The organism is Mycobacterium sp. GA-1199, assembly GCF_001500045.1.
Lineage (GTDB): Bacteria > Actinomycetota > Actinomycetes > Mycobacteriales > Mycobacteriaceae > Mycobacterium.
In genome coordinates this window covers 459,558-486,219 of record NZ_LQIX01000012.1, presented here as the reverse complement: position 1 = coordinate 486,219, position 26,662 = coordinate 459,558, and the positions used below count along the sequence as shown (strand labels likewise).

The window sequence follows — 26,662 nt, the reverse complement described above, 5'->3', positions numbered from 1 at the left end:
GTGCCCGATGTGTAGATGAGATAGGCGATGTCATCGGCCGCTGGTCCCGCGAGGGCCGTGCTGGGCTGCGTTTGAACGGCGACGTCTTCGACATCGATGACCAGCAGATCACCATCGTCGAGGCGGTCCATTGACCCGGTCGTCGTGACAGCGGCGACCGGTGCGGCATCGGCAACCATGAATGCGATTCGCGCCGTCGGCAGCGCCGGGTCGATCGGTACATACGCCGCGCCCGTCTTGAGTACCGCCAGTATCGACATGATCGCCTCGGCGGAGCGCGAAAACAGCAGTGCCACACACTGTCCCGGGCATGCGCCGACTCCGGCCAGATGATGCGCCAGCCGATTAGTCACCTCATCGAGCTCGCGGTATGTCCAAATCCGCTGGCCGTCACTGAGCGCAATCGCCTCGGGCGCGCGAACCACCTGCTCGGCAAACATCACTGGAATCGAAGCGCCTGCGGTCGGCGGCGCGGTCAGCGCGGAGCAATTACCCCACTCATCGAGTTGGTCATGTTCGTCGTCATCGAGGAGATCGATGGCAAGTAGCCGCCTCGTGGTATCGGCGGTCATGACTGCTGACCCGAATCCGCCGTCATTGCCACCAATACCCGCTTGAATCGCTTGACGAGCGCGGCGATGCGGGTGGTGTCGAACACGTCGGTGTCGAACTCGATCCGGAGGTCCAGTTCGCGGCCGGGGGCGGCTTGCACCGAGAGCGGGTAGTGGTTGTATTCGCGCGGCGTTATCGCGGTGATTGCCAACTCGTTGACTCCTGACGATTCGACACTGTCGATCGGGTAGTTCTCGTAGATGAAGAGGGTGTCGAACAATTGGTCATGCCCGGTGGCACGGTGGATTTCGCTCAACCCGACGTGCTGGTGATCCAATGTGTCGTTGTATGCGTCTTGGAGCTGATCGAGCAGCTCGGCGACCGTGGTCGCCGGGGTGATGTACGCCCGAACCGGAACCGTGTTGATCAGCAACCCCACAATCGAGTCCGCATCGGTGACATCAGCCGGTCGTCCCGAGACGGCCGTGCCGAAGGTGACGTCGTACTGCCCGGTCAGCCATACGAGAAGCTGGACCCACGCCGCCTGCAGAACGATATTGACAGTGGTGTCGCGGGAACGGGCCAATTCGCCAAGGGCTCGGGTGGTTTCCTCAGGAACCCGGAACGATGCGACATCTCGCTGTCCCATGCCCGACCGTTCCGGTGGAGCCACCAGGGTGGGGGTTTCGAACCCGGCGAATGCCTTGCGCCAGACGTCTTGTGCAGCAGCGCCGTCCCGGTCAGCCAGCCACTCCACGAAGCTCCGGTATGAAGCGGGCGCGGGCAGGCGCTGCCCGTAGTAGCTCGCGATTATCTCGCGCAGCAGTATCGAGGTTGACCAGCCGTCGAGCAGGATGTGGTGATTGGTCAGGATGAACCGATGCTGATCGTTTGCGGTCCGGATCAGCGCCGCCCGGAAGGCCGCCTGTTCGGTGAGGTCGCGGACGGCTGCGCGTTCGCAGGCGGCCGTTTCCTGGACCTGCGCGTCGACGTCCAGCTCGCCGAGGGTTAGGTCAACGTACCTCCACGGGACCTCGGGCTCGGCGGGGATGATCTGCACCGGTTCGTCGGACCAGTCACAGAAGTACGCGGCCAGGTTGGGGTGCCGGTAGACAACTGTGCGCACGGCGTCGTGCAACCGGTCGGCATCCAGGGCGCCGGTGATCGTGATATCGAGTTGAACGGCGTACACATCGTCGCCGTGCTCTTGTGAGGTGCTCGTGTGGAAGAGCAATCCTTGCTGTAGTGGCGTCAGCGGTAGCACGTCGGCGATGCGGTGCTGCGCCTGCAGTTCATCCAACTGCTCCTGACTGAGCCGGGCGGGCCTGATATCGGAAGGAGTGAGGCCGCCGCCGCCGGATCTGACATGCGTGCAGATACCCGCCAAGGCTTCGAACCACAACCGGCTCAAGGTGTCCACTTCTGCGTGGGCGAACGCTGACTGCGCCCACCTCCAGTTGGCGTGCAGCTTCGGGCCTGCTTCCGACTCGGAGGTGACGGCATTGAGTTCAAGCGTGTGCGCGAGCGGCAACTGCAGAGCCGCAGCGGCACCCGTCAGCGCCAGCCCTTCCTCGCTCACACGCCACAGATCACCTGACAAGTCGGCTGCCGCCGCGCCGAGTCGGCCCAGATAGTTGAATCCGATCATCGGTTCCGACTCACCCACGGCTACATCGGAATTCAGGTAGCGCAGAAGACCATAGGTCAGGCCGTCGGGCAAGCCGCGCAGCTGTTCTTTGGCATCTTTGACCACCGCGCCCAGCGCGGCCTCACCGGCCGCGACCTGGGCCCAATCGAGTCCGCCCACCGCCAGAGACACCGGGTAGAGGGTGGTGAACCACCCCACCGTGCGCGACAGATCCACATCTGCGGCCAGCTCTTCGTGACGGCCGTGACCCTCGACATCGATACCGATTGGCATCCGCCCGGAGTCGAGGAACTCCGCACACGCGATGGCAAAGGCGATCAACAAGATGTCGTTCACCCCGGCGTGGAAGGCCGCCGGCACCTCACTCAGGAGGAGGTTGGTTGTTTCGGCGTCCAGCGATACCGACAAGTGGCCGGCCGTGGCGAAGGTATCCACCGCGGGCTGCACCGGCGGCACCAGCGCCGGTATGGCAACCACCTTCTGCCATACCTCGGCTTGCTGCACCACATCTGGGTGGTGGGCGTGTTCGGCCAGCAGCTCCGACCATCGAGCGAACGACGTCACCGGCGACGGTATCGCCACGGACTGTCCGCTGTGATGCTGGGCCCAGGCGATGTTGAGATCCTCCAACAGAATTCGCCACGAAACCCCGTCGACGGCCAGATGATGAATGACCATCACCAGTTGGCTTGTGGAAGTCACCCACAACGCGCTGAGCATCATTCCCGAAGCCGGATTCAACCGCGCCCGCGCCGCCAGCACCGCCTCCTCGGACAGCACGTCCACAGACCGCAAGCAGTCGCGCGCGTCTGTCGAGCCGATCTCGGGTACCGACAGCGATCGACCCTCACCGCGGTCGTCCTCGACGCGCAGCCGCAACATCGCGTGTCGGTCGAGCAAGGCTTGCAGTATGACGACTACCTCGGTTTCGCTTACGCCAGCCGGGGCCTGCAAGACCATGGTCTGGTTGAACTGCTCTACCGGCCCATCCATGTCGTGCAGCCAACGCATGATCGGGGTTTCGATCACCTGGCCGATACCCTCGTCGACCGGCTCACCCGTGCCGTCGGCGACCCTGGCCACCTTGGCCAACCGGCCCACCGTCTTCTCGACGAAAATGTCGCGCGGCCGGCACAGCACACCGGCGGCGCGGGCCCGGGCCACCACCTGCATCGACAAGATGCTGTCGCCGCCGAGTTCGAAGAAGGAGTCGTCGACGCTGACGCGGTCTAGGCCCAGGACTTGGGCGTAGATGCCGGCCAGGATTTCTTCGATCGCATTGGCCGGAGCGCGGTAATTGTCGATGTCGCTGTATTCAGGTGCGGGCAGGGCGCGGGTATCGAGTTTGCCGTTGACAGTCAACGGCAACCCCGCCAGCACCACGACCGCGGTGGGCACCATATAGGCCGGCAACTGCGCTGCCAACCGCGCGCGCACCTGGGAAGGATCGGCGCTGCCGGTGATGTAACCGACCAGCCGTTTATCCCCGGGCCGATCCTCACGAGCGATCACCACCGCCTGCTCGACCCCATCGACAGCGTTCAACGCCGCCTGCACCTCACCGAGCTCGATGCGATACCCACGGATCTTGACCTGCTCATCAGCACGACCCGCATACACCAACTGCCCATCAGCACCCCAACGCACCAAATCCCCAGTGCGATACATCCGCTGCCCGGGCGCCCCCGCCCCACCGAACGGACACGCCACAAACCGCGACGCACTCAACCCCGCCCGACCCACATACCCATAGGCCAACCCCGCACCGGCCACATACAACTCACCAACCACCCCCGCCGGCACCGGCCGCAACCACCCATCGAGAACAAAGAACCCCAAATGAGCCAACGGCACCCCGATCGGGCTGAGCGTGTCCTCGACATCAGCGGCCACAATCTCACGCAACGAAGCATGCACCGTGGTCTCGGTGATGCCATACATATTCAACAACCGCGGCAACCCCGGATGACGATGCAACCACGGCCGAAGACGATGCGGCTCAAGGGCTTCCCCACCAAAGACCACCGTCTCGAGCTTGAGCTGATCACCCAACTCCGGAGCCAACCCATCAGCGGCCTGCAACGCATAAAACGCCGACGGCGTCTGACTGAGCACACTGACCTGCTCAGCAACCAACAACGCATGCAACTCTTCTGGCGAACGCACCACCGCATCCGGGACCACCACCACCCGGCCCCCACTCAACAGCGCCCCAAAAACCTCCCACACCGAAAAATCAAACGCCAACGAATGACACTGCGACCACACCCCCGCACCGGGCACATCAGCATCCAACGTCTCCAACAACCGAGTCACATTGCCATGCGGAACCGCCACCCCCTTCGGCACACCAGTCGTACCCGAGGTGTAAATCACATACGCCACACTGTCGGGCCCCGGCACCGGCAACACCGCACCCCGCTGCCCCACCCCAACATCATCAACCAACACAACACCAACACCATGCCCATCGACCCGCGAACACAACTCCGCAGTCGTGATCACCACCACCGGCCCAGCATCAGCAACCACAAAACCAATACGCGCATCGGGATGAGCCGGATCCATCGGCACATAAGCCGCCCCACACTTCAACACCGCCAACATCGCCACAACCGCCTGCCCCGAACGCGGCAACAACAACCCCACCCGCTCACCAGGACCCACCCCACGGCCAATCAACACATAGGCCAACCGATCCGACGCCTCATCCAACTCCCGATACGTCCACGACCGCGCCCCATAACTCACCGCCACCGCATCCGCAGCACGAGCCACCTGCTCAGCGAACAACACCGGAATCGACACCGACCCCCGCGCCCCACCAACCAAAACCGCCCGATTACCCACCTCATCCAAACGAACACGCTCACCAACACCCAACACATCCACCGACGACAACCGCCGACCCGGCTCCCCCGCCATCGCCACCAACACCCGCTCCAACCGACCAACCAGCGCCTCAACACCAACAGCATCAAACACATCAGTGTCGTATTCGACGCGCAGGTCGAGCTCACGGCCCGGCAGGGCCGCCACGGTCAACGGGTAGTGGTTGTATTCGCGAGTGGAGAAGTCGGCGATGGAAATGTCGTGGGCGCCCGCCAGCGCGGACGTGTCGATCGGATAGTTCTCGAAAACGAATAGCGTGTCGAACAATTCGTCATGTCCGGTGATGCGATGGATGTCCGGCAGCGCAACGTGCTGGTGCTCGAGGGTCTGGTTCTGCGCACGCTGCAACTGATCGAGAAGGTCGGCGGTCGTGGTCGTCGCAGTCAGCTTGGCCCGCACGGGCACCGTGTTGAGCAGAAGACCCACCATCGATTCCGCGCCCGGTACCTCGGCCGGACGCCCCGACACCGCGGTGCCGAAAGCAACATCGTGTTGGCCGGTCAGCTGGCACAGCAGCTGCGCGAAGACGCCTTGCAGCACGATGTTGACCGTGGTGTGGTGAGAGCGCGCCAACTCAGTGAGGGCTTGCATGGTCTGCTCAGGGAGCCGATGCGAAAACACGCCCCGTGGCCCGAGTGTCACCCGTCCTGGCGGACTGACAAGCGTTGGGATTTCGAATCCTGCGAACAGTTCGGCCCACGCTGCTTGTGCGGCAGCCCGATCTTGGTCGGCCAGCCAGCTGACAAAGCTGCGGTACGACGGCGGCGCGGGCAGTCGCTGCCCGTAATACCCAGCGATGATTTCCTGCAGCAAGATTGGCAGAGACCAGCCATCCATCACGATGTGGTGATTGGTCAGGACGAACCGGTGTCGATCTTCGGCGGTCCGGATCAGTATCGCCCGCAGTGCCGACTGCTGATCGAGATCGCATACGGCGGCACGTTCGGCGGCGCACAACGCCTGCGCCCGCTCTTCGCGGTCGAGCTCGTCGTGCTCTGCACGCAGATCGACATAACGCCACGCCACCGTCGGATCCGCCGGGATCACCTGAACCGGCTCGTCGAACTGCGTGCAGAAGCGGGCAACTAGGTTCGGATGCCGGGTCACCACCATACCGACGGAATCACGCAGCCGGTCCGCGTCGAGCCTGCCGGTTATGGTGATATTCAACTGCACCGCATAAAGATCGTCGTTGTTTTGGGCGGTGCTCGCGTGGAACAGCAACCCTTGCTGCAGCGGGGTCAGCGGCAACACATCGGCGACGCGGTATTGCCGCTGCAGCTCATCGAGTTGCGGCTGACTCAGATGAGCCGGTGAGATGTCCGAAGGGGTCAACCCGCCGCCACCGGCGCGCACACGCGCACAAATACCGGCCAGGGCCTCGAACCACAGCCGGCTCAGCCGGTCGACTTGGTCGGGGGCAACCGCTGAGAATGCCCACGTCCAATTGGCGTGCAACTGTGGACCGCTGTCGGTCTCCACGGTGCCGGCGTTGAGCTCGACCGTGTGCGCCAACGGCATTGGCGTATTTGCGACCGCGCCGGTCAACGACGAGCCCTCATGACTGATTCGCCACAGGTCCTCAGAGAGCTCGGCTGCCGCCGCGCCGAGCCGGCCCAGGTAGTTGAACCCGATGGCCGGGTCCGGCCCGCTCAGGTCGACATCGGGGTTCAGATAACGCAGCAGCCCGTATGTCAGCCCGTCAGGCAGGGCGCGCAGCTGCTCCTTGGCATCCTTGATCACCGATTCGAGCGCCGCCTCGCCCGCGATCACCTGCGCCCAGTTCAACCCACCTACGGTCAACCGCACCGGGTACTTGGTCGTGAACCAGCCGACAGAACGTGTCAGGTCTATTCCGTTGGCCAAGTCCTCGTCGCGACCGTGGCCCTCGACGTCGATAGCCAGCGGGGAATCCCCAAGGCTCAACAGCTCGGCGCAGGCCAACCCGAACGCGATCAACAGAATGTCTTGCACCCCAGCGTGAAACGCCCTCGGGGCCTCGCCGAGAAGCATCCGTGTCGTTTCGACGTCCAGCGCCGCCGACAACCGACCGGCCGTGGCGAACGTATCCACCGCCGGCTGGACGGCGGGCAACGCCGCCGGGGTCGTCGCAACCTGCCGCCACACCTCGGCGTGCTTCACCACCTCCGTCGTCAGCGCATGTTCAGCCAGGAGCGATGCCCACCGGGCGAACGAGGTTCCCGGCGCAGGCAGCGCAATCGGTTGGCCACCGTGATGCTGCGCCCACGCAATGTTGAGGTCCTCCAACAGGATTCGCCACGACACGCCATCGACCGCAAGGTGGTGGACGATCAATGCCAGCTGACCGGTGGTGTCCGCCCACACCGCGCTGACCATCGTTCCGGTGCTGGGGTTCAAAAGGGACCGTGCATGAACGAGCAGTTCTTCGGAGAGCACCTCCACCGACTGCAGGCACTCGCGAGCATTCACCGAGCCGACCTCCGGCACCCGCAGCAACCACTCGCCCGCGCCGTCATCCTCGACGCGGCAACGCAGCATCGCGTGCCGATCGATCAAAGCCTGCAACACCACGACCACATCGGCCTCGGTCACATCGGCCGGTGCCTGCACCACCATCGTCTGGTTGAACTCGTCAACCCGGCCGTCGACGCTTTGCAGCCAACGCACGATCGGTGTCGCGATGATTGCGCCGGTGCCCTCGTCGACCGGCCCGGCCTCGTCATCGGCCACCTGGGCCACCCGCGCCAGCCGAGCAACCGTCTGCTCGACGAAGAGGTCTCGCGGACGGCACCGGACGCCGGCCGCTCGCGCTCGGGCGACCACCTGCATCGACAAGATGCTGTCCCCGCCGAGTTCGAAGAACGAGTCGTCCACACCAACCCTGTCCAACCCGAGCACCTGGGCGTAGATGCCGGCCAGAATCTCCTCGATGGCGTTGCTCGGGGCCCGGTAATGTTCGGCCCTCTGGTACTCCGGCGCTGGTAGGGCGCGGACGTCCAACTTGCCGTTGACCGTCAAGGGCAACGCGTCGAGCGCCACCACCGCCGCGGGCACCATGTACGCAGGCAGCCGCTCGGCCAGTTCGGCGCGTGCCTCGATGGGGTCGGCGCTTCCGATGAAATACCCGATCAGGCGTTTGTCACCCGGATGATCCCCGCGGGCGATCACGACCGCCTGCTGCACCCCGGCTACTGCACTCAATGCCGTCTGTACCTCACCGAGTTCGATGCGGTAGCCGCGAATCTTGACCTGCTCATCAGCACGCCCCAGGTACTGCAGCTGTCCGTCCGCGCCCCAACGCACCAAATCACCGGTGCGGTACATCCTTTGGCCTGTTGTACCAGCACTGACGAACGGGCAGGCGACGAACCGCGAGGCCGTCAATCCCGGTCGGCGAACATATCCACTCGTCAACCCAGCACCGGCCACATACAACTCACCCACCACACCAACGGGTACGGGACGAAGCGCGGTGTCGAGCACGAACAAGGCGGCGGTAGGCACCGGCGAGCCGATCGGCACGACGTCCAAAGCAGGCGCCAGCGGCGCACTGAGCATTACGACCATCGTCGTCTCGGTCGGGCCGTATGCGTTGATCATCGTCCGACCCGGCGCCCACCGATTCACCAATTCGGTTGGGCAGGCCTCACCGGCCACCACCAACGCCATCGAACCCAGAGCCTCCGGCGACAACATGCCCACCGCCGAGGGGGTCTGGGTGAGCACGCTGACTTGCTCGGCGACCAACAGGTCCTGGAAGTCTTCAGGCGACCGCACCACCGAGTCCGGCACTACCAGCACGCGGCCACCGTGCAGCAGCGGCGACCACGTCTCCCACACGGACGTGTCGAAACCGTAGGTATGGCATTGAGTCCACACCCCCGCCACCGGCAGGTAGTCGCCTAGAACTCGCAGGAGCTGTGTGACATTGCGGTGGCTGACAACGACGCCTTTGGGCACACCCGTCGTGCCCGAGGTGTAGATGAGGTATGCGATGTCATCGGGCTCCGGTGCCGCCAAAGCCGTTGCTGGATAACGGTGAATCTCAGGGTCATCCATATCTATGACCGCCAGACCAGCCTTCAGCTGGTCGGCTAGCCCCCCGGCGGTGATCGCCGCGAGCGGTTCGGCATCGGCCACCATGAAGTCCATGCGGGCCTTCGGCAGCGCCGGGTCGATAGGAAGATAGGCAGCTCGACTCTTGAACACCGCCAAGATGGCGACGATCATCTCAGCCGACCGCGGCAGGAGCAGCGCTACACATTGCCCGGGACCCAGCCCGTACTCGAGTAGCATGTGCGCCAACCTATTCGACGCTTCATCGAGTTCACGGTAGGTCCACGAGCGCTCACCGCAAGTGACCGCGACCGCCTCCGGCGTACGTGCGACCTGGGCGGCAAACAACGCTGGGATCGATTGCGACTCGGTCATCGACCGTGTCAATGCGACCCGGTTGCCGATCTCGTCGAGGCGGGCATGTTCGAGGTGATCGAGCAGTTCGATCGACGAGAGCCGTTGGGAGGGAGTCGATGTCATCGCGGTCAACACCCGGTGCAACCGGTCGATCAATACCTCGATGCTGGCCGCGTCGAAGGCATCGGTGCGGAACTCCACCTCTCCGCGGATCCCCGTCGGCTCACCGTCCTCGCTCCAGTGCTCGCCGAGAGAGAACGTGAGATCCATACGGGCGGTGCGGGTATCCACCGGCAGCGGCGTTGCATCCAGATCACCCAGAGCCATACCGCCGGCGGGGTCACCGGCCTGACCGGTGAAGTTCTGCCAGGCCAACAGCACCTGAATCAGAGGAGAATGCGTCAGGGACCGGGTCGGGTTGAGCCGTTCCACCAACACCTCGAACGGAACATCCTGGTGCTCGTAGGCAGCCAAGCTGCGCCCGCGCACCTCGGTCAGCACCTCTTCGACTGTGGGGTCCCCAGACAGGTCGACCCTGAGTATCAACGTGTTGACGAAGAAGCCAACCAAAGCATCCAACGCGCTCTCGCCGCGCCCGGCGATCGCGAAACCCGTTGCGACGTCGTTGCCGGCCGTTATCTTGGACAGCAGAACCGCTAGGGCCGCCTGCACCACCATGAAGCTGGTCGCATTGTGCTCACGGGCCAGGCGGGCAACCTGCAGTTGCAGCTCTGCTGGCAATTCCACGGGCACCCGGGCACCGCAGTAATCCGCCACCGACGGGTACGGACGATCGGTGGGCAACTCCAGTCGCTCGGGCATTCCGGCGAGCGCCTGCTCCCAATAATTCAGCTGCGCGGCGATGCGGCTGTCGGGATCGTTGATGTCACCAAGTTGCGCCCGCTGCCACAGCGTGTAGTCGACATACTGCACCGGGAGGTCGGCCCAATGCGGAGCCTGCCCCGCACACCGGGCCGCATAAGCAGTCGCGAGATCTGCCACCAGCGGCCTGACCGACCAACCATCGGCGGCGATGTGGTGTACCACCGTCACCATTACGTGCTCGTCCTCGGAGATGCGGAACAGCTGTGCCCGCAAAGGAATTTCGGCTGCCAGGTCGAAAGGCTGCCGCACCGCGGCGTCGATGGCCTCTTCCAGCCGACCCTCGGGCCAACCGGCGGTGTCGATGACCTGCCAGCCCAACTCCGCGCGCTCGACAGGAATCACCAGCTGCTGGGGGACCCCCTCAGGCGCCACGAACAACGTGCGCAGACTCTCATGACGGCCAATGACGTCGGCCAGCGCTTGACCCAACGCACCGGTATCCAGACGCCCACTGAGTCGCAGTGCGACCGCGATGTTGTAGATCGCGGACGGTCCCTGGAGTTGATCGATGAACCACAACCGTTGCTGCGCGAACGACAAGGGCACGACAGCGGGCCGCTGGACCGGCGTCAACGGTTCCATCCCGCCGCCCTCGCTCACGCGCGGCGCCAACTGCGCCACCGAAGGCGATTCGAACAAGGCGCGCACCGAAAGTCCGGCATTGAAGGACTTATTGATCGCGGCGATCACCCGCATGGCCGACAACGAATCCCCGCCCAGGTCAAAGAACGAGTCATCCACGCCGACCCGCTCCAGTCCCAGCACCTGAGCGAAGATCGCGACGAGCATCTCTTCGATCAAAGTGGCCGGCGGGCGGTACTGTTCGCCGTCGGTGTATTCGGGCGTCGGTAGAGAACGCTTGTCGAGTTTGCCATTCGGTGTCAGCGGAAGCGCGGCCATCACCACCACGGCCGCCGGCACCATATAGGCCGGAAGCCGCTCGGCCAGATCGCTGCGGATCTCGGCCGGCTCGGCGGTGCCGGTGACATAACCCACCAGCCGCTTGTCGCCGGGGCGGTCCTCGCGTGCGAGCACCACGGCTTGCTCCACACCTTCGCATCCCGCCAACGCCGCCTGCACTTCACCGAGCTCGATGCGGTATCCACGGATCTTGACCTGTTCGTCAGCCCGTCCGAGGTACTGCAGCTGACCGTCGGGATCCCAGCGCACCAGGTCCCCAGTGCGATACATCCGCTCGCCCGCCCCGCCGAACGGACACGCCACGAACCGCGACCCGGTCAGCGCGGGCCGCCGCACGTAACCCGTCCCCAACCGCCCGGCGACGTACAGCTCGCCGATCACACCCATCGGGACTGGCCGCAACCACTGGTCCAGCACAAAGAACGCCGCACCCGGCACAGGGGACCCGATCGGCGGCGCACCCGTACCGGGGGTCAGCGGTGCACTCATCGCCGCGAACATCGATGTCTCGGTCGGACCGCAGACGTTGATCATCAGTCGGCCCGGGGCCCACCGATCCACCAGTTCGACGGGGCAAGCCTCGCCGCCCATGATGAGCAACTCGACCGAATCCAAGCCTTGCGACGAAAGCACGCCCAAGGCAGATGGGGTCTGACTCAGAACCGTGACCTGCTCAGCGATCAGCAGAGCGTGGAACTCTTCCGGTGAGCGCACCACAGCGTCGGGCACGACCACCAGCCGACCGCCGTGAAGAAGTGCACCCCAGATCTCTTGAACCGAGACGTCGAAGCCATAAGAATGCCACTGCGTCCATACGCCGGACAGCGGGAGATGCGCCGGCATCGACCCCAACATCTGGGTCACGGTGTGATGGCTGACAGCCACCCCCTTGGGCACCCCCGTGGTGCCGGACGTGTAAATGATGTAGGCGAGGTCATCGGGAGCCGGGCCGGGTAGTGCAGTGCTGGCTTCCGCGTCGATACGGGGATCGTCGACGTCCACGACCGGCAGGACGTACCCGTCCAACCGCGCCCGCAAGCCTTCGGTAGTGACCGCCGCGACAGGTGAGGCGTCGTCGAGCATGAATTTGATCCGCACGTCGGGATGCGCCGGATCCACGGCCAGATAAGCGGCTCCGGTCTTGAGCACTGCGACGATCGCCACGATCGTCTCGGCCGAGCGCGGCAACAGCAGTGCAACACATGCACCGGGGCCAGCGCCAATGCCAATCAACAAGTGCGCCAATCGGTTCGAGGCCTCGTCAAGCTCCCGATAGGTCCACGAACGGTCCCCGCATCGGAGCGCTACCTCATCGGGTATGCGCGTTACCTGATCGCCGAACAATTCGGTGATCGACACCGGCTCCCGCGCCGGTTGTTGCGTCAGTACCGCGCGATGACCGATCTGATCCAGCTGAGCGTGCTCGGCGTCATCGAGCAAATCCACCAAGGAAACCCGCTGGGTCGGCTCGGCGGTCATCGCTGCCAGCAGTCGCTGCAACCGCCCGATCAGCGCCTCGACGCTGGCCGCATCGAACACATCCGTGCGGAACTCCACGACCCCAGCGATCCCGGCGGGCTCGCCTGTCTCCATCCATTCCTCGCCCAGCGACACCGTCAGATCCATGCGGGCAGTGTGGGTTTCGATCGGCAGAGGCGTGGCCTGCACCTGCCCCAAGCTCAGTTCGGCCGGAGCGGTGCGCTGCCCGGCGAAGTTCTGCCACGCCAACATCACCTGCACCAGCGGATGATGCGTCAACGACCGGGTGGGATTGAGACGTTCCACCAACACCTCGAACGGCACGTCTTGATGCTCGTAAGCCTCAAGGCTGCGCGAGCGCACCTGCGCCACCAACTCACCCACCGTGGGATCGCCGGCCAGGTCAACACGCAACACCAACGTGTTGACGAAGAAGCCCACCAAGTCTTCGAGCGCCGGATCGCGCCGTCCAGCGATCGCGAACCCGACCGACACATCACTGCTCGCGCTGACCTTGCCCAACAGCAACGCCAACGCCGCTTGCACCACCATGAAACTCGACGCATTGTGTGCGCGCGCCACCGCAGCCACTTGCTGCTGCAGCTGCGCCGGCCAGCGCAGCTCCACCGTGGCTCCGCGGTGATCGGCAACCGCCGGATACGGCCGATCGGTGGGCAATTCCAAGCGCTCCGGCAGCCCGGCCAACGCCTGCTCCCAATACGCCACCTCGGTGCCGAGGCGGCTGCCACCGTCGCTCAGATCGCCCAGTTGTGCTCGCTGCCACAACGTGTAGTCGACATACTGCACCGGCAGCGGGTCCCAGTCCGGCGCCTGTTCGGCACACCGGGCGCCATAGGCGACCGCGAGATCGCGAACCAGCGGGGTCACCGACCAGCCGTCGGCGGCGATATGGTGCACCACCGCCACCAACACATGCTCATCCTCGGCAACGCGGAAAAGCCGCGCCCGCAACGGAATCTCCCCCGCCAGATCGAAAGTGTAGCCGGCTGCTTGATCGATGGTGTCGTGCAGGCGGTGCTTCGGCCACCCGGTGGCATCGATGACCTCCCACCCGAAATCGACCTCCTCGACAGGAAGCACAATCTGCTGTGGCACACCGTCGACGGTCGGGAACACCGTGCGCAGGCTTTCGTGACGGCCGACCACATCGGTCAGCGCCGCCGCCAGCGCCGCCGTAGCAAGGTCCCCGGTCAATCGCAGCGCCACCGCCATGTTGTAAATCGGCGAGGGACCCTGAAGCTGATCGATGAACCACAGTCGGTTCTGCGCGAGCGACAGCGGCACCACCTCAGGTCGCTGCACCGGCACCAAGGGTTCGAGGCGGGTTGACTCCTCGCCGAGACGGGGCGCCAACTGCGCCACCGTCGACGCTTCGAACAGGGTGCGCACTGAAACGGCGGTATCCAGGCTCGTGTTGATCGCTGCGATCACGCGCATCGCTGACAGCGAATCGCCACCGAGTTCGAAGAACGAGTCGTCGACACCGACCCGCTCCAGTCCCAACACCTCGGCGTAAATGCCGACCAGGATCTCTTCGGTGGGAGTTGTCGGCGCCCGATAGACCTTGCCGACGTCCTGATATTCCGGCGCCGGCAAGGCGCGTCGATCCAGCTTGCCGTTCGGAGTCAGCGGCAGCGTCTCGATCACGATCACCGCCGCGGGCACCATGTAGGCCGGCAGGCGCTCGGCCAGCGCGGCGCGAGTCCGGAACGGATCGGCGGTGCCGGTCACATAGCCCACGAGACGCTTGTCACCGGGGCGGTCCTCACGGGCAAGCACCACCGCCTGCCGGACACCCTCACACGCGGCCAACGCGGACTGCACTTCGCCGAGTTCGATTCGGAATCCGCGGATCTTGACCTGTTCGTCAGCGCGCCCCAAATACTGCAACTGCCCGTCGGCACCCCAGCGCACGAGATCCCCGGTGCGATACATCCGTTGACCCGACGCACCGAACGGACACGCCACAAACCGCGACGCGGTCAGTCCGCTGCGCAGCCAATACCCCACTGCGACACCGCCACCGGCGATATACAACTCGCCGACCACACCTGCGGGCACCGGGCGCAAACCTGCATCGAGCACGAACAACGCCGCCCCCGACACCGGCGAGCCGATCGGCGCGATACCCGATTCGGGGATCAGCGGCGCACTCATCGCCGCGTACACGGTGGCCTCGGTCGGACCGTAAGCGTTGATCATCACCCGGTCCCGGGCCCACCGATCCATCACGTCGGTCGGGCACGCCTCACCGGCGACCATCAGCGCGGTCGACTCCAGCCCCTCCGTCGACAACATGCCCACCGCGGACGGGGTCTGACAAAGGACATCGACCTGTTCGGCCACCAGCAACGCGTGCAGGTCGGTCGGTGAAGCGGCCACCCGTTCCGGCACCACCACCAACCGGCCACCATGTAACAACGCCCCGAAGATCTCCCACACCGAGACATCGAAAGACAACGAATGCCATTGCGACCAAACGCCCGCCACCGAGACGTCGGCGTCGACACCCGCTACGAACTGGGTCACGTTGCGATGAGCAACCGCCACCCCCTTCGGCACACCGGTGGTCCCCGACGTGTAGATCAGGTACGCGATGTCATCGGGCGCGGGCGTGGGCAAAGCCGTGGCCGGTTTGACCTCGATGCGTGGATCGTCGGTGTCGATGATCCGCACGTCACATCCGGCCAGACGCTCGGCAAGCCTGCTATTGGTGATCGCCGCGATCACCGCGGCATCGCCCACCATGAACTCGATTCGGGCTGACGGCAGCGTCGGGTCGATCGGCAGGTACGCCGCACCAGCCTTGAGGACCGCCAGAATCGACACGATCGCTTCAGCTGAGCGCGGCAGCATCAGCGCCACGCACTCACCTGGGCCCGCCCCATATTCGACCAGTAAGTGCGCCAAGCGATTCGACGCTTCGTCCAGTTCGCGATATGTCCACGAACGTCCGCTATCGCTGAGTGCCACCGCTCCAGGCGTAGTGGCGACCTGCCGGGCGAACGCCGCTGGGACCGAAACCGACGCCGGCGCCGGCGCGGTCATCACCGCTGCTCGGTGACCAAGCTGATCCAGGCGCGCGTGTTCGGCCTCGTCGAGCAGATCGATCGACGACAACCGTAGGGTCGGCGCGGTGGTCATCGCCACCAAGACCCGTTGCAGCCGTCCGATCAGTCTCTCGATGTTGGTTGCGTCGAACACATCGGTGCGGAACTCCACGGATCCCGCAATTCCGGCGGGTTCACCGTTTTCGCTCCAACGTTCGGCCATCGAGAACGTCAGGTCCATGCGGGCGGTGCGGGTCTCCGATGGCAACGGTGTCGCTTCCAGATCTCCCAGCGTCAGACCGGTCGAGTCGTTGTCCTGGCCGGCGAAGTTCTGCCAGGCCAACAGCACCTGGACCAACGGCGAGCGTGTCAGAGACCGCGTGGTTGTGAGCCGCTCCACCAGCACCTCGAACGGCACATCCTGGTGCTCGTAGGCGGCGAGGCTGCGCGCGCGGACCTGCGTGAGAAGCTCCGCGACGGTCGGGTCACCCTCCAGTTCAACGCGAAGTATCAGCGTGTTGACGAAGAAACCGACCAATTTCTCGAGTGCGGGGTCGCCGCGTCCGGCGATCGCAAACCCTACGGCCACATCATCACTGGCGCTCAACTTGGCCAACAGCACCGACAAGGCGGCTTGGACGACCATGAAGGTGGTCGCGTCGTGCTGACGAGCCAGCCGGGCGATCTGCTGCTGCAACTCGGCAGGCCACTGAAGCGCCACCGAAGCTCCCCGGTAATCGGCCACCGGCGGGTAGGGCCGATCGGTCGGTAGCTGCAACTGTTCGGGCATTCCGGCCAGCGCCTGCTCCCAATACGTCAACTGGGTCGTGATGCGGCTGTCTGGATCATTGATGTCCCCGAGCTGAGCGCGCTGCCACAGCGTGTAATCCACGTACTGCACCGGCAGCGGATCCCAGCTCGGGGTCTGACCCGAACACCGCGCCGCATAGGCCACCCCCAAGTCGGTAACCAGCGGGGTCACCGACCAACCGTCCGCGGCGATATGGTGCACAACCGCAACCAGCACATACTCATCGTCAGCGAGCCGGAAAAGCTTTGCGCGCAGCGGGACTTCGTTCGCCAGGTCGAACGTGTGCAGCCTCGCCGCATCGATGCCCTCGGTCAGCCGGTCTGCAGGCCAACCGCTGGCATCGACAACCTGCCAGCCGAAGTCAGCCTCTTCGACCGGCAGCACCAGCTGCTGCGGGACACCCTCGGGAGCCACGAACATCGTGCGCAGACTCTCGTGGCGGGCCACAACATCCGCCAACGCCGCACCCAGCGCGTCAGTGTCCAGACGCCCCGCCAACCGCAGAGCGACCGCCATGTTGTAGATCGCCGAGGGACCCTGCAACTGATCGATGAACCACAACCGGTTCTGCGCAAACGACAACGGCACCACCGCAGGCCGCTGCACCGGAACCAACGGCTCCACCGCGCCGCCTTCACCCACACGCGAAGCCAATCGGGCGACCGAGGGAGCCTCGAACAACGCGCGAACCGAAAGCCCGGCATCGAACGCCTTGTTGATCGCGGCGATCACCCGCATCGCCGACAGCGAGTCGCCACCGAGGTCGAAGAACGAGTCGTCGACTCCGACCCGCTCCGATCCCAACACCTCGGCATAAATGCCGGCCAGGATTTCTTCGGTCAACGTCGCCGGCGCGCGGTAACGATCGACGTCGGCGTATTCGGGTGCGGGCAGGGCTCGCTTGTCGACTTTGCCGTTGACTGTCAGGGGTATCGCGGCCATGACGACCACCGCCGCGGGGACCATGTAGGCCGGAAGCCCCTCAGACAGCGCGGCCCGTATCTCGGACGGTCCGGCATCGCCCGTCACATAGGCGACAAGACGCTTGTCGCCGGGGCGATCCTCACGGGCGACGACTACCGCCTGTTCCACTCCGTCTAGAGCGCTCAACGCTGCTTGGACCTCACCGAGTTCGATGCGGTAGCCGCGAATCTTGACCTGCTCATCAGCGCGCCCCAGATACTGGACCTGTCCATCGGGGCCCCACCGCACCAGATCGCCGGTGCGATACATCCGTTGACCCGCCGCGCCGAAGGGACACGCCACGAACCGCGAGGCAGTCAACGGGCCACGACCCACGTACCCGTATGCCAACCCGGACCCGGCGACGTACAACTCGCCGACCACACCGACGGGCACCGCACGCAACCAACCATCGAGCACGAAGAAGCCGAGGTGGGCCAGCGGAACCCCGATCGGGCTGACTACGCTGCCGGTGTCACCCGAGACGATTTCCCTCAATGAGGCATGCACCGTGGTTTCGGTGATGCCGTACATGTTGAGCAGCCGAGGCGCTCCCGGGTGACTTTGCAGCCATGTCCGGAGACGATGTGGTTCGAGCGCCTCGCCGCCGAACACAATGGTCTCGAGCGCGATTCGATACCTCGCCTCGGGTGATAAGGCATCGGCGGCCTGGAGCGCATAGAACGCCGACGGCGTCTGGCTCAGGACACTGATTTCCTCACTGATCAAGAGTGCGTGGAGGTCCTCGGGCGAACGGACGACCGTATCGGGCACCACGACAAGCCGGCCCCCGCGCAGCAGCGCGCCCCACATCTCCCATACCGAAAAATCGAAAGCGAGAGAATGACATTGGGACCACACGCCAGCGGCGGGCACCTCGGAATCCAACGTCTCCAGCAGCCGGATCACGTTCTTGTGCGGTACCGCCACGCCCTTGGGCGTACCGGTCGTGCCTGAGGTGTAGATGAGGTACGCGATATCGTCGGGCATCGGCGCGGGCGGGGCCGTGCTCGGCTGGTCCTCGATTCTGGCGTCGTTGATGTCGATGGTCACCGACCCGAGGAGCGGCGCCCGCTCAGCCAACAAGCTGGTGGTGATCGTGACGATCGGCGCAGCATCGCCGAGCATGAACTCGATCCGCGCGTCCGGGTGCGCTGGGTCGATCGCCAGGTAGGCCGCCCCGCTCTTGAGTACCGCCACGATCGCTGTGATCGCTTCGGCCGACCGCGGTAAAAGCAGCGCGACCCGCTGTCCGGGGCCCGCACCATACCCAATCAATAAGTGCGCCAGCCGGTTCGATGCCTCGTCCAACTGCCGGTAGGTCCACGACTGCTGCCCATGGATCAGCGCCACCGCCTCGGGGGTGCGCTCCGCCTGCTCTGCGAACAGCGCCGGTATCGACAATGTCTCAGATGCCGGCCGGGTCAGCGCCGCGAGGTTCCCCCACCCGTGAATGCGGGCATGCTCAGCCTCGTCGAGCAGGTCCACCCACGAAAGTCGCCGCATCGGTTCGACGGTCATCGCCACCAACACCCGCTGCAACCGCTCGATCAGCGTGTCGATGCTGGCGGGGTCGAACACATCGGTGCGGAATTCCACCTCGCCGCGTATGCCCTCGGGTTCGCCGGTACCACTCCAGTACTCCCCCAGCGTGAAGGTCAAGTCCACGCGCGCGGTACGAGTGTCCACCGGCATCGGTGTGACGTCTGCGTCACCCAGGCCCAAACCGGCGACGTCATTGTCCTGACCAGTGAAGTTCTGCCACGCCAACAACACCTGCACCAGCGGCGAATGCGTAAGTGAGCGGGCCGGATTCAGCCGATCCACCAACACCTCGAATGGCACGTCCTGGTGCTCATAGGCAGCCAGACTGCGTCCCCGCACCTGCGTCAACAGGTCGGCAAATGTGGGATCGCCCGCCAAGTCGACTCGCAACACCAATGTGTTCACGAAGAAGCCCACGAGGCGGTCGAGGGCCGGGTCACTGCGGCCGGCGATCGCGAAGCCGACCGCGACGTCACTGCTGGCGCTGACCTTGCCCAACAACACCGCCAGCGCCGCCTGCACGACCATGAAGCTGGTGGCGTCGTACTCGCGCGCCACCGCGGCGACCCGCTGCTGCAACTCCGCCGACCACTCCAACTCGACGGTGGCGCCGCGGTAATCGGCCACCGGCGGATACGGCCGGTCCGTCGGCAGCTCCAACCGCTCCGGAAGGCCGGCCAACGCCTGCTCCCAGTAAGCCAACTGCTCAGAGATACGGCTGTGCGGATCGGTCAGATCCCCCAACTGCACTCGCTGCCACAGCGTGTAGTCGACGTATTGCACCGGCAAGGGCTCCCAGCCCGGAGGCCGACCGGAACACCTGGCGGCGTACGCGACCGCGATATCCGTGACCAATGGCGTGATCGACCAGCCATCCGCAGCGATGTGGTGGACCACTGCCACCAACACCCGCTCACGGTCGCTAACCCGGAAAAGCGTTGCCCGCAAAGGAAGTTCACTGGCTAGGTCGAAGGGGTGCTGCACCGCAGCGTCGATGGCCTCGGTCAGTTGGTGATCCGGCCACTCACTGGCATCGATGACGCCCCAACCCAAATCAACCTCATCGACCGGAACCACCAACTGCTGCGGAACTCCATCGGGAGCCACAAACAACGTGCGCAGACTCTCATGGCGGGCGACCACATCCCAGAACGCTTCAGCCAACGCGCCTTCGTCGAGGGCACCACTCAGTCGAAACGCTACCGCCATGTTGTAGATCGGTGACGGCCCCTGCAACTGGTCGATGAACCACAACCGGTTCTGGGCAAACGACAACGGCACCACCGCAGGCCGCTGCACCGGCACCAACGGCTCCAACTGCGTTGATTCGTCACCGACGCGGGACGCCAACTGTGCCACGGATGGCGACTCGAACACCGCGCGCACCGAAAGCCCGGCATCCAGTCCCGCGTTGACTGCAGCGATCACCCGCATAGCGAGTAGCGAATCGCCACCCAGATCGAAGAACGAATCATCTACTCCGACCCGCTCCAACCCCAACACCTGGGCGAAGATGCCGGCGACGATCTCCTCGGTCTCGGTCTCCGGCGCCCGGAAGGGGGTCGCAGCGAATACCGGTTCCGGCAGCGATTTCCGGTCGATCTTCCCCGACGAGGTCAGGGGGAACTCCTCGAGCACCACGATCTGCGACGGAACCATGTACTCGGGCAACCGCGCGCTCAGCTGCTGCCGCACCGCGGTGAGCTTTGTGTTGGTGTCCGGGTCGTTGGCAGTGGTGATCCGCTGACGCACCCCGCTGGAGGGGGAATACAGGTCAGTCAGCAGTGAATCCTGTTGTCCCCCCAGGAAAACGGCGTCGACGGAACCGGGTTCCGCACCCCAGGTGACCGCGACTCGATAACCTGCAGCTTCACCGATGCGGTGCAGCTGTTCAGGCGTCACCGCTTCTTGGTTCACCGCGATCGCTTCGGCGAGTGCATCATCGAGAGATTCGCCTGCAGCCAAGGCTTTTTCGATGTAGACGTCTGTGACGAGACCGGCTCGGGGGATCTCTGTGACTCGGACCACCACGGGGCGCTGGGCGGTCAACTGGTCCTGCAGTCCACGAAGGCCCGCACAGTCGCTCCACTCCCAGGACGGCACCTCAGCCATCGAGCGCACCGCGACAGGCGACTTGTGGACTACGACGTCATATCGGTAGCGGGTCAGTTCGTTGTCGGCTCGACCCCGTTTGGTCTGGATATCGAGTCCGGCCACGACTGGCTGATCGGCAGCCCAGGCGGTGAAAAACTCTGGCGCCAGCAGTAACTCGACCTCGCTGACGAGAGCGCGCTGGACGCGCTCACGAATCTCGTTGGTATCGCCGGCCTCCGTACGGGCCAATGCAACCGCTGTTTGGAGCGCACCGTGCAGCGTGTGATTGCGAACATCACCGATGAACAGTGAGCCACCGGGCGCGAGCAACCGCATCGCCACCGCGAGCACCTCGGTCAGGTACGCCGCGCTTGGGAAGTACTGGATGACCGAGTTGAGTACCACCACATCGAAATGGTCTTGGGGGAGCTCATCGACCACATCGGCCGGCTGCACCAACAGGTGCACCCGCTCGCCCCACGGCTGAGCAGCCACCGCCGCTTGTAGGGCCTGAATCGTCGGTGCGGAAAAGTCTGTCGCCCAATATTCGTCGCAGAGCGGAGCGATCTGAGACAACACCAAACCGGAGCCCGCACCGATCTCCAACACCCGCTGCGGCCGTAGGGCCATGATCCGGTCGACGGTGGCCGATTGCCATTCCAGCATCTCCTCGAGCGGAATCGGGCCATCGGTCAAACTGCTGTTCCAACCCCGGAAGTCCTTCCCGAAGTCGCGCGCGTCGACCTCGGTGTCGTACAACTCGTCGTAGACGTGCTGCCACTGATTGACGATTTCGGCGTCGTGATCGCCGGCGCGGCTGCGATCGAGGGTGACATAGGCGACGAGGTGTGCACCGGTGTTGCCGCGATGGACCAGCGCGGCGGCCTGGGTGACCTGCTCGCATGCGAGCAGTGAGTTCTCGATTTCACCCAGCTCGATGCGCTGTCCGCGGAGTTTGATCTGGGTGTCGGCGCGACCAAGGTAGTCCACCGTCCCGGTGCGGGTCCAACGCACCAGGTCGCCGGTTCGGTACATGCGTGTTCCCGCCGGCCCATAGGGGTTTGCGACGAACCGATCGGCGGTCAGATCCGGCCTACCGACGTAACCGTGCGCCAGCGCGGGACCGCCCAGGTAGAGCTCGCCCACCACTCCGACCGGCGCCGGGTTCAGCCGCGCGTCGAGGACAAGAGCGGACACCCCGGCGATGGGGGCGCCTATTCCCACTGCCTCCCCAGGCTCCAGCGTCGAACTGGAAGTGGCCCAGATCGTGGTCTCGGTGGGGCCGTAGGCGTTGAACATCTGGCGACCCCTCGCCCAGGCGGCCGCCAGTTCCGTCGGGCACGCTTCGCCCGTCGTGATGAGCGTGCTCACGTCGCGGAGTCGACTACGATCCAGCGTGGACAGCACCGTCGGCGTGAGCGTTGCGGCGTTGACCCGTTGGTTTTCCAGCAGTCTGGTCAGCGCCTCACCGGCGTATGCATCGGGTGGCGCCACCACCAAAGCCGCGCCCGAACCGACCGCCAGCAGCACCTCTCCGATCGACACATCGAAGGTCGGCGCGGCCACCAACAGCAGGCGCGTGTCCGCGCCCATCCTGTACACCTCGTGAAGCGCGGCAACTCCCAACAGGCCGGCGTGGCTGACCGCCACTCCTTTCGGGGTGCCGGTGGATCCCGAAGTGAAGATCACGTGAGCGGTGTTGTGCGCCTTCAGCGGTGCCAACCGATCCGCGTCGGTGATGGGATCCGCGGGTTGCGCCGATAGATCCAGACCGTCGATACGCAGCACCGGGCGGTCCCCTGTTCCGGCTATGCTGCCCTCTCCGAAGGCCAGAACGCACACCGCGGAAACCGCATTCAACACAGTGGTGATCCGCTCCACTGGATAGGCGGGGTCCACCGGCACGTACGCCCCACCGGCCTTCATCAGCGCCCACCAAGCCACGACCAGTTCCGCGCAGCGTTCCATCGCCACGCCAACGGCGCGCTCCGGACCCACACCTGTCTCGATCAGTGCCCGCGCCAGACGCGTCGACCACTCGTCCAGCTCGCGATACGACCATTCCCTGTTGCCATCGACGAGGGCCACGGCATCCGGGTCGCTGGCGACCGTGGTTGCCAGCAGCTGTGGCGCCACTCCCACCGGCGCCGTCACCGAATTACCCGACCACTCCTGCAGCACCAGTTGACGCTCGTCGTCCTCGAGCAGCGCCACGTCTCCGACCACCACCGAGGCATCGGCGACCACTGCCTCGAGCGCTCGACCGAACCAGGTGACAAACCGCTCGATGGTGGCTCGTTCGTACAAGTCCGTGGCGTACAACACCATTCCGGCGGCCATCGGCGCGGCCGGATCTTCGGTGGGTACCTCCCCCAGCTCGATATCGAGATCGAACCTGGCCGTGCGGGTGGTGACCGCCTGCTGTTCGATGCCGACCTCGTCCAGCGCCAGAACCTCGGGACGCATGTTGTTCTGGAAGACCATCAGCACCTGGAAGAGCGGGTTGTGCGAAGTCGACCGCGTCGGGTTGAGCTGTTCGACGAGCAACTCGAACGGAACATCCTGGTTGCTGTAGGCATCGAGAGCTTTACGACGCACTTCGGCCAGCACATCGCTGAACGGCTGTCCCGACTTGACGCCCACCCGCGAAACCCAGGTGTTGACGAAGAATCCGACAAGGTTGTCGAGCGCTTGGTCGGACCGTCCGGCGATTGGGGTGCCCATGACCACGTCTTCGCCTGCGCCGGCGCGGTGCAGCACAACCGCCATGACGGCCTGCAACACCATCGAAGCCGTTGCGTTATGCGCCGCCGCCAACTGCTTGACCCCGGCCCACAACTGGGGTTCGATGCGGAGTTCCACTTCGTCGCCGCGGTAACTGGCGACCGGCGGGCGTGCTCGGTCCGGTGGAAGCGTGACCAGTTCCGGGAGTTCCGCCAGCTCCTGTCGCCAATATTGCAGTTGCTTCGCGATCACGCTGTCGGGATCGTGCTCGGAACCGAGCCAATCCTGTTGCCACAAGGTGTAATCGACGTACTGCACCGCCAACGGCTCCCACTCAGGCGCGTGCCCCTGTTGGCGGGCGCGATACGCCTCAGCCACGTCACGTACCATCGGCGCCAGCGACCATCCGTCAAAAGCGATGTGGTGTACGACAATTCCGACGACGTAATGCTCTGGCCCCACCGAGTAGATTCGCGCGAGGATCGGGATCTCAGCGGACAGATCAAATTTGTACCCCGCCAGCGCCACCAACTCGGCGGCCACATCTTCTTCGCGGGCCGAGACCACTGCGGGTCCGCGTCGCCACATCCCCCGCCCGGCGGGCAGCACTTCCTGGAACGGGACTCCGTCGATGTCTGGGAAGGTGGTGCGCAGAGCTTCATGGCGGGCGATGACGTCGTCGAGGGCAGCGTCGAGCGCTTCTACATCCAGCGCACCTGTGATCCGGAAAGCGGTCGGAATGTTGTATGTTGCAGCCCCGCCCTCGAACTGGTTGAGGAACCACAACCGGTTCTGTGCGAATGACAGGGGCACCACCGAAGGCCTCTCACCGGCCACCAGCGGCTTACGCCGACCCGCATCTCCCCCGATACGGAGAGCCAGCTGGGCTACCGTGGGCGCCTCGAACAACGCGCGCACCGCGAGACCGGCATCCAGGCTGGTGTTGATGGCGGCGATGACTCGCATCGCGGACAGTGAATCTCCACCCAGGTCGAAGAACGAATCGTCGACCCCGACTCTCTCCACACCGAGCACCTGGGCGTACAGTCCCGCCAGGATTTCCTCCGTGAGGGTGCTCGGAGCGCGATAGCTATCGACCGCTTTGTACTCCGGCGCGGGCAGGGCGCGCTTGTCGAGCTTGCCGTTGACCGTCAGTGGCAGCGCCTCGATCGCCACGACAGCGGCTGGAACCATGTAAGGAGGCAGCCGGTCCGCCAACGCGGCACGAAGGTCGACTGGGTTTGCAGTTCCGGTGAAATACCCCACCAGACGTTTGTCGCCGGGCCGATCCTCCCGAGCGATCACCACCGCCTGTTGCACCCCATCGAGACCGGCCAGCGCGGCCTGGATTTCACCGAGTTCGATGCGATACCCGCGTATCTTGACCTGCTCGTCGGCTCGTCCCAGATACCGCAGTTGGCCGTCAGCGGCCCAGTACACCAGATCCCCGGTGCGATACATCCTCGCCCCGGACTCCCCGAAGGGGCAGGCCACGAACCGCGAAGCGGTCATCCCCGCGCGTCGCACGTACCCGTACGCCAGCTGGGGACCAGCCAAATACAATTCGCCGACCACGCCGGCCGACACCGGGTGCAACCACTTGTTCAGCACGAAAAATGCCGCAGTCGGCAACGGCGGGCTGATCGGCGGCACATCCGTACCCGTGGCAAGCGGTGCACTGAGCGCCACCCACATCGTCGCCTCGGTCGGGCCGTATTCGTTGATCATGACCCGCCCGGCAGCCCACCGATCGACAACCTCGGTGGGACAAGCCTCTCCGCCCACCATCACGGTGACCGAGTCCAGAAGTTCTGGCTTCAAGATCCCCAGGGCAGAAGGAGTTTGGCACAAGATAGTGACCTTCTCGGCCGCCACCAGGTCGTGGAAGTCCTCTGACGAATTGGCCACCAATTCAGGCACCACGACGAGTCGCCCGCCATGCAGAAGCGCACTGAAGATCTCCCAGCCGGAGATGTCGAAGGCGTAGGAGTGCCACTGAGACCAGACCTGATCGGGTCCGACCAGACCGGGATCCAGAGAGCCGATCAATTCGGTGACGTTGCTATGTGAGATCACCACCCCTTTGGGGGTGCCGGTCGTCCCGGAGGTGTAGATGATGTAGGCGATATCGTCTGCGGCGGGCGCCGGCACGCTCGTGGCGGGGTACCTGTCGATGCTTGATTCGGCGATGTCGATCACCGGTAGGTCGCAGCCAGCCAGTCGGTCCGCCAGTTCTGAAATGGTGATTGCCGCTAGCGGCGCCGCGTCGGCGACCATGAATTCGATCCGCGTAGGCGGATGTGCGGGATCGATCGGTAGATAGGCCGCGCCCGTTTTCAGGACCGCCAGGATCGCGATGATGGCATCGGCCGAGCGCGGGAACATTATGGCGATACATCGGCCCGGACCTGCTCCTTGCGCGATCAGCAGGTGCGCCAGACGATTGCTGACTTCGTCCAATTCCCGATAAGTCCACGTTCGCCCATCGCACCGGATAGCCACCGCCTCCGGGGCGCGCGCTACCTGCTCTGCGAACATGACCGGAATCGACACTGTCGAACTTGGCGGCCGGGTCAACAGCGCCCGATTGCCCCACCCATCGAGATCAGCACGCTCGGTCCCAGCGAGCAGTTCAATCGACGAAAGGCGCCGATTCGGATTGACGGTCATCGCCGTCAGCAC

General features: G+C 64.8%; 1 protein-coding gene and 1 pseudogene (1 of these 2 running past the window's edge). Both read right to left on the bottom strand.

The annotated features are described in order from the left end of the window. Window positions 1-578, bottom strand: a pseudogene (locus AU198_RS11290) (amino acid adenylation domain-containing protein); its annotated part reaches 9,724 nt to the left of the window's first position; the annotation flags it as partial. Continuing rightward, entirely contained in the window at window positions 569-26,662 is a 26,094-nt protein-coding gene (locus tag AU198_RS11285) for a non-ribosomal peptide synthase/polyketide synthase (protein ID WP_502689281.1), read from the bottom strand. The pseudogene AU198_RS11290 and the gene AU198_RS11285, both read right to left, overlap by 10 nt.